This is a genomic window from Streptomyces sp. TAA486 (genome assembly GCF_000426165.1).
In genome coordinates this window covers 316,821-328,427 of the sequence record NZ_AUEV01000006.1, presented here as the reverse complement: position 1 = coordinate 328,427, position 11,607 = coordinate 316,821, and the positions used below count along the sequence as shown (strand labels likewise).

10 protein-coding genes and 1 pseudogene are annotated in these 11,607 nt (G+C 69.7%); 1 reads left to right on the top strand and 10 read right to left on the bottom strand.

The window, feature by feature from the left end; translation table 11 throughout:
- Nucleotides 1-18 precede the first annotated feature (18 nt).
- From I004_RS0110330 to rpsB, 5 genes are all read right to left on the bottom strand, one after another.
- Entirely contained in the window at nt 19-1,146 is a 1,128-nt protein-coding gene (locus I004_RS0110330; protein WP_028435424.1) for a phosphatidate cytidylyltransferase, read from the bottom strand.
- 61 nt (nt 1,147-1,207) lie between these two features.
- Complete coding sequence (frr, locus tag I004_RS0110325) at nt 1,208-1,765, bottom strand: ribosome recycling factor (protein ID WP_028435423.1); 558 nt, start codon at nt 1,763-1,765, stop codon at nt 1,208-1,210.
- 162 nt (nt 1,766-1,927) lie between these two features.
- The gene (gene pyrH, locus I004_RS0110320) at nt 1,928-2,698 is read right to left on the bottom strand and encodes a UMP kinase (protein WP_028435422.1); all 771 of its coding nucleotides are present in this window, start codon (nt 2,696-2,698) and stop codon (nt 1,928-1,930) included.
- Nucleotides 2,699-2,859: 161 nt separating this feature from the next.
- Complete coding sequence (gene tsf / locus I004_RS0110315; RefSeq protein ID WP_028435421.1) at nt 2,860-3,696, bottom strand: translation elongation factor Ts; 837 nt, start codon at nt 3,694-3,696, stop codon at nt 2,860-2,862.
- A gap of 239 nt (nt 3,697-3,935) precedes the next feature.
- The gene (rpsB, locus tag I004_RS0110310) at nt 3,936-4,874 is read right to left on the bottom strand and encodes a 30S ribosomal protein S2 (protein WP_028435420.1); all 939 of its coding nucleotides are present in this window, start codon (nt 4,872-4,874) and stop codon (nt 3,936-3,938) included.
- A gap of 244 nt (nt 4,875-5,118) precedes the next feature.
- Here rpsB and I004_RS40230 point away from each other — a divergent pair.
- A pseudogene (locus I004_RS40230) lies at nt 5,119-5,952 on the top strand (murein hydrolase activator EnvC family protein); the annotation flags it as partial.
- A gap of 527 nt (nt 5,953-6,479) precedes the next feature.
- Here the strand turns inward: I004_RS40230 and I004_RS0110305 are convergent.
- The 5 genes from I004_RS0110305 to I004_RS0110285 all read right to left on the bottom strand — a co-directional run bounded on the left by I004_RS0110305 (nt 6,480) and on the right by I004_RS0110285 (nt 11,455).
- Nucleotides 6,480-7,019 (bottom strand): TetR family transcriptional regulator, encoded by a 540-nt coding sequence (locus tag I004_RS0110305; RefSeq protein WP_037975753.1) that lies wholly within the window; start codon nt 7,017-7,019, stop codon nt 6,480-6,482.
- A gap of 70 nt (nt 7,020-7,089) precedes the next feature.
- On the bottom strand, nt 7,090-7,938 hold the full coding sequence (whiG, locus tag I004_RS0110300; protein ID WP_028435418.1) for an RNA polymerase sigma factor WhiG: 849 nt from the start codon (nt 7,936-7,938) through the stop codon (nt 7,090-7,092).
- A gap of 276 nt (nt 7,939-8,214) precedes the next feature.
- Entirely contained in the window at nt 8,215-9,387 is a 1,173-nt protein-coding gene (dprA, locus tag I004_RS0110295) for a DNA-processing protein DprA (RefSeq protein WP_028435417.1), read from the bottom strand.
- Between the two features lie 35 nt (nt 9,388-9,422).
- Nucleotides 9,423-11,072, bottom strand: a complete 1,650-nt coding sequence (locus I004_RS0110290) for a YifB family Mg chelatase-like AAA ATPase (protein WP_028435416.1) — start codon at nt 11,070-11,072, stop codon at nt 9,423-9,425.
- On the bottom strand, nt 11,072-11,455 hold the full coding sequence (locus I004_RS0110285) for a YraN family protein (protein WP_028435415.1): 384 nt from the start codon (nt 11,453-11,455) through the stop codon (nt 11,072-11,074). The genes I004_RS0110290 and I004_RS0110285 overlap by 1 nt, the downstream gene beginning before the upstream one ends.
- Nucleotides 11,456-11,607 lie beyond the last annotated feature (152 nt).

The following is an 11,607-nucleotide window of genomic DNA, read 5'->3' as shown; positions in this document are numbered from 1 at the left end:
CCGGGCCGGTCCCCCGCGTCAGCCGCCGCCGACGAAGGCGACGAAGAGCAGCCAGACGACAGGGGCCGTCGGGAGGAGCGAGTCCAGCCGGTCCATGATGCCGCCGTGCCCGGGGAGCAGCGTGCCCATGTCCTTGATGCCGAGGTCGCGCTTCATCATGGACTCGCCCAGATCGCCCAGCGTGGCGGTGACTGCCACCGCGCAGCCGAGCAGCAGGCCCTGCCACCAACTGCCGCCGTCGACCAGGAACTGCATGCACAGCGCCCCCGCCGCCATGCAGCAGGCGATCGCTCCGCCCAGTCCCTCGCGCGTCTTGCCGGGGCTGATGTTCGGTGCGAGCTTGTGGGTGCCGAAGCGCCAGCCCACGGCGTATGCGCCGGTGTCGCTGACGACCGTCAGCAGCAGGAACGTCAGAACCCGCCATGGACCGTCGTCGGCGGCGAGCATGAGCGCGACGAACGTGGCCAGGAACGGCACGTAGAACGTGGCGAAGACGGCCGCCGTGACGTCCCGCAGGTATTCCTCGGGAGACTCGGTCATCCGCCAGACGAGCACTGCCAGCGTGGTCAGCGCCATGACCACCCACGCGCCCTCGGGGCCGCGCAGATATCCCGCGATCACCATGGCGGCGCCGCCCACGCCGAGCGGCACGAGCGGTGCCTGGATCTCCTTGCGCTCGCTGAGCCGTGAGGTCAGCTCCCACAGGCCGACGACGACCGCGACGACGACCACGCCGAGGAAGACGGGCTTGTAGAGGAAGAGAGAGGCGAGGATGACGGCGCCCAGTCCGACGCCGACTCCTATCGCTGCACGCAGGTCACGTCCGGCCCGCTTCTTGCCGCCCAGCGGGGCCGGGCCGGGGTCGGAGTCGCCCGGGCCGGGCCGTCCGCCGCCGTTGCCGTCGCGGCTGCCGGCGGCGCCGGAGCCGTGGGAACCGCCTTGACCGGATCCGCCCTGGCCGCCGCCAGGGCCGCCCGGGTCGGACACGATGGGCATATGCCGAGTCTGCGGCACGCCACCGGTCCCGTGCGCGGGAAGTTCACCCGTGCCGGGCTGGAAGGCGCTCCCGGACGTCGCGCGTCCCTGGTCGGGTGCGCCCGGGAATCCGGTACGGGGCGGCGGGGCTCCCCACGATGAGTCGTTCACAGATTGCAGCCTCAGACCTCGGACCTCGGACGGATCTCGGACAGCCCCGCGCGCGGGGACCTCAGACCTCGAGCAGCTCGGCTTCCTTGTGCTTGAGCAGCTCGTCGATCTGTCCTTGGTACTTCGAGGTGGTGTCGTCGAGCTCCTTCTCCGCCCGGCGGCCCTCGTCCTCGCCCACGTCGCCGTCCTTGATGGCGGCCTCGAAGGACTCCTTGGCCTTGCGGCGGACGCTGCGGATGGAGATCTTCGCGTCTTCGGCCTTGCCCTTGGCGACCTTGATGAACTCCCTGCGGCGCTCCTCGGTCAGCTCGGGGAACGTCACCCGGATGATATTGCCGTCGTTCGACGGATTGACGCCGAGGTCGGAGTCGCGGATCGCCGTCTCGATGTTGCGCAGCGCGCTCTTGTCGAACGGCGTCACCACCGCCATCCGCGGCTCCGGAACCGAGAACGATGCCAGCTGGTTGATCGGCGTCATCGTGCCGTAGTACTCCGCCACGATCTTGTTGAACATCGCCGGGTGCGCACGGCCGGTGCGGATCGCAGCGAAGTCCTCCTTGGCGACCACGACCGCCTTCTCCATCTTCTCCTCGGCTTCGAGGAGGGTCTCTTCGATCACCACGTGCTCCTGGTTTCCTTGAATGAGCTCTGCGGATAAGCCCTGTTTCCTGCACGGTGTCCGACCGGCAGGCGGTTGTCCACCCCGTGTCGAGCCGTTCGTTCGACGGTGAGTCACCCGACGGGCACCGAGCGCGCCGGGGCAGCCGCCGAATCCCGAACGTCAGCCTCTCGTGCCCTGGTTGCTCACCAGGGTGCCGATCTTCTCACCCTTCACCGCTCGCGCGATATTGCCCTCCGCGAGCAACTCGAAGACGAGGATCGGCAGTTTGTTGTCCCGGCAGAGCGTGACGGCCGTGGCGTCGGCGACCTTCAGATCGCGCGTGATGACCTCGGCATACTCGAGGGCGTCGAACTTCACCGCGTCCGGGTTCTTCGCGGGGTCCGAGTCGTAGACGCCGTCCACACCGTTCTTGCCCATGAGCAGGGCCTCGGCGTGGATCTCGAGGGCGCGCTGCGCGGCGGTGGTGTCGGTCGAGAAGTACGGCATGCCCATACCGGCGCCGAAGATGACGACCCGGCCCTTCTCCAGGTGCCGCACCGCGCGCAGCGGAATGTACGGCTCCGCGACCTGCCCCATGGTGATCGCCGTCTGGACGCGGGAGTCGATGCCTTCCTTCTCCAGGAAGTCCTGCAGCGCCAGGCAGTTCATGACCGTGCCGAGCATCCCCATGTAGTCGGAGCGCGCACGGTCCATGCCGCGCACCTGCAACTGGGCGCCGCGGAAGAAGTTGCCGCCGCCGATGACCACGGCGAGCTCCGCCCCGTCGCGTACGACGGACGCAATCTCGTGGGCCATCTTGTGCACGATGTCGGGATCGACGCCGAGCCCACCGCCGCCGGCGAACGCCTCACCGGAGAGCTTGAGCAGGAAACGCTTGCGGCCGCTGCGGCTGGTCCTGCCTGTGTCGGATGTATCGCTGTCCTTGCTCATGAACTCTCCTCGTGCACATACGAAGGAGGCCACTGCCGTCGGATCTTCGAAATCCCTGATGCGGCAATGGCCTCCTCGTCACAACTGCCCTGTGCCCGACCTTATCGGGCGCGTACCGTTCGCGTGCGCCACGCGTCGGCACGCATTACGGGGCCGGTACCTCAGGCGCCGACGCGGAAACGCGCGAAGTGCTTCAGCGTGACGCCGGCCTCTTCCAGAACCTTCTGGACGCTCTTCTTGTTGTCCTTGGCGAAGGGCTGGTCGAGGAGGGTGTTCTCCTTGAAGAAACCCGTGACGCGACCCTCGACGATCTTGGGCAGCGCCTGCTCCGGCTTGCCCTCCTCGCGCGCGGTCTCCTCGGCGATGCGGCGCTCGTTCTCGACGGTCTCGGCCGGGATCTCCTCGCGGGTGAGGAACTTCGGCGCGAAGGCGGCGATGTGCTGCGCGACGTCCTTGGCGACCTCCGCGTTCTCCTTGTCTAGCTCGACGAGCACGCCGACCTGCGGGGGCAGGTCCGGGCTCGTGCGGTGCAGGTAGGAGGCGACGAAGGCGCCGGAGTACGAGGCGAAGCGGTCCAGGACGATCTTCTCGCCGAGGTTGGCGTTGGCCTCGTCCACGTACGCCTGCACGGTCTTGCCCGGCTCGATCTCCGAGGCGAGCAGCGCCGGGGTGTCGGCGGGGGAAGTCGCGGCGACGTGCCCGGCGATGGCATCGGCGACCGCGAGGAACTTCTCACCCTTCGCGACGAAGTCCGTCTCGCACTTGAGCTCCACGAGCACGCCGGAGCTCTTGTCGTCGGCGATACGGGAGACAAGCGCACCGTTCGAAGCGGTGCGGCTTTCGCGCTTGGCCACGCCCTTCTGGCCCTTGACGCGCAGGACCTCTACGGCCTTGTCGACGTCGCCCTCGGACTCCTCCAGGGCCTTCTTGCAGTCCATCATGCCGGCGCCGGTGAGCTCACGGAGCTTCTTGACGTCGGCGGCGGTGTAGTTCGCCATGCTTGGTTTCCTTCTGTGACCAGGCTCCGCCTCGCGCTCCGCGCATCGGGGCGCGGGGGCGGCGGAGCTCGTCCTTCTTGAGGTCTCTTCGAGGCCGGTCCGGGACATCACCGGTTCACCGTCGTGCAGTGGGGCGGAGTCGCGTGGTGCGTCTGCGTCTCTTCCGAACGGCCGTCGGGAATGGTCACCGGGGTGCGGCGGACGGCGGCGGGGCCCCACCCGCCGCACCCCGAATGACGTCAGGCGTTCTCGGCGGTCTTCGACTCGGAGTCGTCGGACGGCTTCTCCTCGGCCTTGGCCTCGGCAGCCTTCTCGTCTTCCTTGGGCTCGGCGGCCTTCTCGTCTTCCTTGGGCTCGGCGGCCTTCTCGTCTTCCTTGGCCTCGGCCTTGCCCTCGTCCTCGCTCTTCTCGCCCTCCAGGAGCTCACGCTCCCACTCGGCGAGCGGCTCGGCGGTCTTGTCGCCGCCCTTGGCCGCCTCGGCGGCGCCGGAGCGGGCGATGAGGCCCTCAGCGGCGGCGTCGGCGATCACGCGGGTGAGAAGCGTGACGGAGCGGATCGCGTCGTCGTTGCCCGGGATCTTGTAGTCGACCTCGTCCGGGTCGCAGTTGGTGTCCAGGATCGCGACGACGGGGATGTTGAGCTTCCGCGCCTCGCCTACCGCGATGTGCTCCTTCTTGGTGTCCACGATCCAGACGGCGCTGGGCACCTTCTGCATCTCGCGGATACCGCCGAGGGTCTTCTCCAGCTTTGCCTTCTCGCGGGAGAGGACGAGCAGCTCCTTCTTGGTGAGGCCGGAGGCGGCCACATCCTCGAAGTCGATCTGCTCCAGCTCCTTCAGCCGCTGGAGACGCTTGTAGACGGTCGAGAAGTTGGTCAGCATGCCGCCGAGCCAGCGCTGGTTCACGTAGGGCATGCCCACGCGAGTGGCCTGCTCGGCGATGGCCTCCTGGGCCTGCTTCTTGGTGCCGACGAACATGATGGAGCCGCCGTGCGCGACGGTCTCCTTGACGAACTCGTAGGCACGGTCGATGTACGACAGCGACTGGAGCAGGTCGATGATGTAAATGCCGTTGCGCTCGGTGAAGATGAAGCGCTTCATCTTCGGGTTCCAGCGGCGGGTCTGGTGCCCGAAGTGGACGCCGCTCTCCAGCAGCTCCCGCATCGTGACGACGGCCATGGCCGTTCTCCTTGTGTTACTCGGTTGTCGTCAGCGCTGGCCGGGATGGCCATCGCTTGCCTGACGCCTCTGTCGCGCTGCCCGTAGGGCCTTTGGAGGGGCCCTCATGGGACCGAGATACGCGGCCACCGGGTGAGGGTGGCGAGGCGTGCGAAGTCAGCCCGGTGGACCGGGCCGCCACCAGCAGTGTACGGGACCTGAGGGGGCCACGGCTCCCTGGCCGGGAGAGTCCGGCTTGCCGGACATGCCGCGCAGGGGCGTATGTGCACGTTGCGCGGGGTGCAGGGGCCTGCAGGGGCTGCGCGGGCCGGTGTGCGGGCCTGCGCGAAGGGTGCGTGGGACCTGGGCGCGCGCGGGTGCGCACTCACTCGGTTGTGCCTCTGAGCCGTTGTACCTCTGTACCCGAAGGAGCTCCGCCTGCGGGGCCACGCCGCGCCCCCGCGCCCGGACGAGTGATGATCTTGTCCACAACAGGCTGGTTTTCCACGGAAGTTCAGCAAGATCCCCGCGCTCGGTCACGGTACGGGACTCTGCGTATACGTCGACCGACAAGGGGGTGCTGTCCATGCTGCTGGGTGGCCGAATTGTGCTGCGCGAGACGGTGCACCTGGTGGCTTGCACCGCGCTCTGCGCCGCACTCGCGCTGGTCGCCGGCGGGGCGCGGAGTGCGCGGGCGCATACGGAGGAAGGGCGGGAGCGGCCCTCCATGGCGACCGCAGGTATGCGGGATGCGGCTCCGCGCGGTGGGGACGGTTCCGGCGGCTGGGTGTGGCCCGTGGAGGGACGTGCCGGGCTCCCCCAGGTCCTCCGGGGCTGGAAGCCGCCACCGAAACCCTGGGCCGCCGGCCATCGCGGTGTCGATCTCACGGCTCCGCGAGGCAGCCGGGTACGCGCCGTCGCAGCGGGGCGGGTCTCGTTCGCGGGCAAGGTCGCCGGGCGCGGAGTGGTCTCGGTCGAGCTGTCAGGCACCGGACGTCCACCGCTGCGCATGACGTACGAGCCTGTGCGGCCTTCCGTTCACAAGGGCGACCTAGTGCGGTCCGGCCAGACCGTCGGCAGGGTGGCGGCCGGACCGTTCCACTGCGACAGGGCCTGTCTCCACTGGGGCGCACGACGAGGCGAGCGCTACCTCGACCCGCTCTCGCTTCTGCGCGGCGGACCCTCGAGGCTGCTTCCCGTCTTCGGGGTGCCGCTGCCCGGTCACGCCGCCGGCACCGGAGCCGCCACCGGCGCGGACTCCGGCCGGGACGCGAAAGCGAAGGCGGAGACGGGAACGGCCACGGGGACAAACGCAGACACGGACCCGGAAGTCGAGGCAGACACTGCGAGACCGAGCAGGACGACGGATGCGGGGCGCCACCCGGTGGTGAGTCGCACGGCCGCGATGGTTCCGGCCGCCACTGCCGAGAGAGGTCCGGCGCTCGGAGCGATATCACTCGCCGCGATGCTCGGTTGTGCTGCCTTCTGGGCGCGACGGCGCCTGATGCTCGGCAATCGGTCTGGCCGCAGTGGACGGTGCTCGCACGAGTGCCGCACTGCGACTGAGCGTCGGGCCCAAGGGAGGCACGGGCTCAGCCCGAGTACCGGTGCGTCCGCCGCCCGATGTCAGCTGCGGACGCCGCTGAGAGCCATCGAGACAGCAGCTTCAGTGATCTCTTCCGGGCTCTCCGCTGCACCGAGTTCGGTGCGCCGTACCGCCGCGTCGACGACACCCTGGAGCAGCATCGCCACCAGACGCGGCTGGTCGTGGCCCAGCGCCGCGAGTGCTTCGACGACCATGGCGACGAGCCCTCCGTGGGCGGCGCGGATCTTCTCGCGTGCTCCGGCGTCCAGTTCACCGGCGGAGATCGCAACGACCGCCCGGTGCCGCCTGTCCCCGACAAGCGCCAGCTGCTGCCGTACGTAGGCTTCGATCTTCATCTCAGGCGATTCGGCTTCGGCCATCGCCGCTTCGACGTCGGCCGCCCACACGGGAAAGTCGACGGCGCAGAGTTCCTCGACGACCGCGCCGCGGGACCGGAAGTACTCGTAGACCGAGGAGCGCGCGAGCCCCGTGCGCTGCGCGAGGGCCGGGAAGGTCAGAGCGTCGGTACCGCCTTCGGACAGCAGTGCACGGGCAGCGTCGAGAAGGGCGGAGCGCTGCATCGTCCGGTGCTCGGCCACGGAGGCCGCTCGAATCCTTGGCACGCCCCCACCATACGGACGGAGGGACCGATCAGCGACCGACGTCGGCCAGCTTTGCCCGAAGCTGAAGGACCGACTTGGTGTGGATCTGGCTCACCCGGCTTTCGGTGACGCCCAGGACCTGGCCGATCTCCGCCAGCGTCAGACCCTCGTAGTAGTAGAGGGTCACCACGGTCTTCTCCCTGTCCGGGAGGGTGTTGATGGCCCGGGCCAGCAGGCGCCGCAACTCGCGGTCCTCCGCCACCTCGACAGGGTTGTCGGCGGCCGTGTCCTCCAGGGTGTCCATGAGGCTGAGCCGGTCGCCGCCCTCTCCCCCTGCGTGCAGCAGCTCCTCCAGCGCCACGACGTTGGCGAGGGACAACTGACTGAACACGCCGTGCAGTTCCTCAAGGGGAATGCCCATCTCCGCCGCGACCTCCGAGTCGGAGGGGCTGCGCCGCAGGGTCGCTTCCAGCGTCGCGTAGGCACGCTCGACTGCCCGTGCTTTCTGCCGCACGGACCGGGGGATCCAGTCCAGGGCCCGCAGTTCGTCGATCATCGCTCCGCGGATGCGTGTGATCGCGTACGTCTCGAACTTGATGGAGCGCTCGGGGTCGAATTTCTCGATGGCGTCGATGAGTCCGAAGACTCCGGAGGAGACGAAGTCGGCCTGCTCCACGTTGGGGGGCAGCCCGACGCTGACCCGCCCGGCGACGTACTTGACGAGTGGCGAGTAGTGCAGGATCAGCTGTTCGCGCAGCCGCTCGTCACCCGTGGCCTTGTAGGACCGCCACAGCTCGTCGAGGGCACTGCGACCGGCACCGAGTCCGGTGTTCTCGGTGCGGGCCGGTGCCTCTGTGGCGGTGCCGGCGTGTTCAGGCCCGGGGGTGTGCTGGGGCATGCGTCGCCTTGAGCCGTTTCTGCTGAGTAGTCGTCACGCGGCGGAGAGGTGCGCGTGACCGGGTGCCTCTACCTGGGAGGTGTGAGCGTAGCGTGACCGCAAGGTCGCAATATGCGATGAGTGCCTGCTTGGGCATGCGCAGATACGTTCCGCTGCCCGCACCCGGGAGTTACTCCCTTGGTAGCGCCCGGAACCGGCCTTCGGGAGTGGGCGGGACGCAACCAGAGCATGCGGATCACCCTTTCATTCGATAGCCGCAGGTCAAGGACCGGCTCTTCACTCGATGGGGTGCCCGATGGCGTTGCGGGGCGCCGCGGACCGGCTCAACTGCCAGCCGACGCCCAGGCGTTCGACGAATCCGAGCGCACACAGTTCCTGCAGCCTCGCGACGGCCACATCCGGCGTGATGCCGACGGCCTGTGCCAGCTGTGCGGAGCGTATGGCGCCCCGCGCCGGCAACGCTTCGAGCACCATCGCCGTCTCACCAGGCAGTACGTCACGGGGCACCGACGCCCCTCGTCTCCGGGGGGCCAGCTCACCGATGCTCCCGATCAGTTCGATCACCTCGGCCGCGTCCGTGACGAGGCTTCCCTCCTCCCGCAGCAGTTCGTGCACCCCTGCGGAGAGCCCTGAGGTGACCGGCCCAGGAACGCCCATCACGAACCGGCCCAACCGTCGCGCGTGCCGGGCGGTCGACAACGAACCGCTTCTCAACGCCGCTTCCACGACGACCGTGCCCCGCGTGAGTGCGGCGATCACCCGGTTCCGGAGCACGAAGCGGCTGGGCGACGGATGATCTTTCGGGGCCAACTCGGCGAGCACCAGGCCCTGTTCACCGATGCGCGCGATCAACTCGGCATGGCCCGGCGGATAGGCCACATCCACCCCGCAGGCCAGGACTCCGACGGTGGCGCCGCCCGCCGCGAGGGCTCCCCTGTGCGCGGCGCCGTCGATGCCGTACGCCGCACCGGAGACCACCGTCCAGCCGCGCTCGGCCAGCCCCGCCCCGAGTACCGCCGCCACATGAACGCCGTACTCCGTGCAGGCGCGGGCGCCGACGATCGCCACCGAGCGGAGCGCCCAGAGCCGCAGGTTGGGGGACCCGCGCAGCCACAGCCCGATGGGCCTCGAAACCCCTAGGGCATCAAGCTGCCCGGGCCATTCGCGGTCTCCCGGGCAGACGAATCGCCCGCCGAGGGCCTCCATGACTGCCAAGTCCTCCTCGGGACGGGCCCGTTCGGCCCGGGAACGCAGCCCGGCCCAGCGCTGCTCGTCGACCCCCGGCAGCGGGCTGGAGTCCTCGCGCAGGGCACGCACCATCTCCTGGGCGCCATGGGTCCGCAGCCAGCGGCCCACCCTCTCGTCACCGGGCTCCGCGATCCGGGTCAGCGCGGCACGCGCGAGTCGCTCTTCAGGGCAGACCTTGAGCTGCTCCTCGTCCTCGGGGATCTCACCGGTAGCGGGGCCGCCGTACGCGTCACTGGTCACGGCTGCCCCCGGGACGCGGTGACCGCCGCCGGGGTACCTGGCATGCCTCGTCGGATCCCAGTGCGGAGTTCGCGAGCCCAGTCGACGTCCTGGGCCGTCGGACGGTCATGGCCTGCGAGGTCGGCGACCGTCCAGGCGACGCGGAGCACCCTGTCCATCCCCCGGGCTGTGAGCAGCCCGTGCTCCATGTCCTCCTCCGCCTTGCTCAGGGCTCCCGGTTCGGCGGGCCAGCGCGTACGCAGCTCATGACCGGGGACGTCGCTGTTCGCCGACCACGGTGTCCCCATGTAGCGCGCGGCGGCACGCTCACGCGCGGCCAGTACGCGCTCGGCGACCGCCGCGGTGCTCTCCGAACTCCCGTGCAGGCCCGCCAGTTCGGAACGGGAGAGCGGCTTGACCTGAACCCTGAGGTCGACCCGGTCCATCAGCGGACCCGAGAGCCTCGCCCGGTATCGCCTGATGGACGCGGGACGGCATTCGCACCCGCCGCCCTTCATGCCGTAACGACCGCACGGGCATGGGTTCGCGGCTAGGGCGAGGAGGAATCGCGCGGGCATCCGCATCATCCCCGCGGCCCGTGCGACCACCACCTGACCCGACTCCAGAGGCTGCCGCATCGCATCGAGGACGCGGCCGCTGCACTCGGCCGCCTCGTCCAGGAAGAGCACCCCGTGGTGTGCCATGGAAACCGCTCCGGGCCGCGGCAGACCCGAACCGCCTCCGACCAGCGAGGCCATCGTCGCCGAGTGGTGAGGGGCGCAGTACGGAGGGCGCGTGACCAGAGGCTGGCCCGGGGGCAACACCCCGGCCACAGAATGAACCGCGGTCACCTCCAGCGACTGCTGTGACGTCAGTGGCGGCAGCAGCCCCGGGAGGCGCTCGGCCAGCATCGTCTTGCCCGCGCCCGGCGGACCTTTGAAAAAGATGTGATGCCGGCCCGCGGCCGCAACCTCCAGCGCTCGGCGGGCGGTGTGCTGGCCGGCGACGTCGGCCATGTCCAGCGTCCGCTCCGCCCGTCGCGCGGCACCCGGCGCGGCCCACCCCTGGCCCGGCAAGGACAGGGCGAAGGGGCTCCGCTCGCTGCCCGGCTCATCGGGAGACAGTCCGTCCGGCGGCTCTTCCTCGGGCACAGGCTCGTCGTTGAGCAGCGCGATCAGCTGCCGGAGGCTGCGGACACCGAGGACGGTCACATCCGGCACCAGCGACGCCTCGGGAACCGCCTCCTCGGAGACGACAACCTGCCGGTGCCCCGCGTCGGCCGCGGCCAGCACCGCCGGAAGCACTCCCCGCACGGGCCGCACGCGCCCGTCCAGGCCCAGTTCCCCGAGCATGATCAGCCCGGCGATGCTCCGCGGATCGACGCGGTCGGCGGCCCCCAGCACCGCACAGGCAACGCCCAGGTCGAACCCGCTGCCGCTCTTGGGTACCGAGGCGGGGCTCAGCCCGACGGTGAGCTTCTTCTGCGGCCAGTCCTCCCCCGCATTGGTGACGGCGGCCCGAACACGGTCACGGCTCTCGGACAGGCTCTTGTCCGGCAGCCCCACCAGCGTGAACGTCGCCACCCCCGGTTCCAGATCGGCCTGGATCTCCACGACGACGCCCTCGACCCCGACAAGCGCCACCGAGCACGTGCGGGCGAATCCCATCAGGCCACCCCCCGTGCGTGCTGCACCAAGGGCCCACCCCGGTCCGGCAGCAGCACCCCGACGAGGTCGATCCGCACCCCGCCGCGGGGTGGCTGCCCGTACCGCGTCAGCCAGCATTCGGTCAGCCAGCGCGAGGCCAGCCTCCGCAGCCGTGCCGACTTCGCCGGTGTGACAGCGGACATCGGATGCTCGAACGTCCCGCCCCGGCCCGCACGCCGGGTCTTGACCTCGCAGATCACCAGCGCGTCCCTGTCCCGCGCGACGATGTCCAGCTCTCCCTCGGCGCAGCGCCAGTTGCGCTCCAGCACCGCCATTCCCGCCTGACGCAGCCTTCGGGCTGCGACATCCTCTCCGTACCGGCCGAGGGCTTTTCGGGCGCTCATCCGCACCACCTCCGGTCACTGACTGTGATGGAAGGCAGGCGAATCAGTTGATCAAGGTGCAGATCTGGGGACAACAGGCCAGCTGTGGAAAGAGGCGTCACCCACAGGGAGTCGAAACCTCAGCGATCCCGTTGCGAGACCCACGGCAGGAC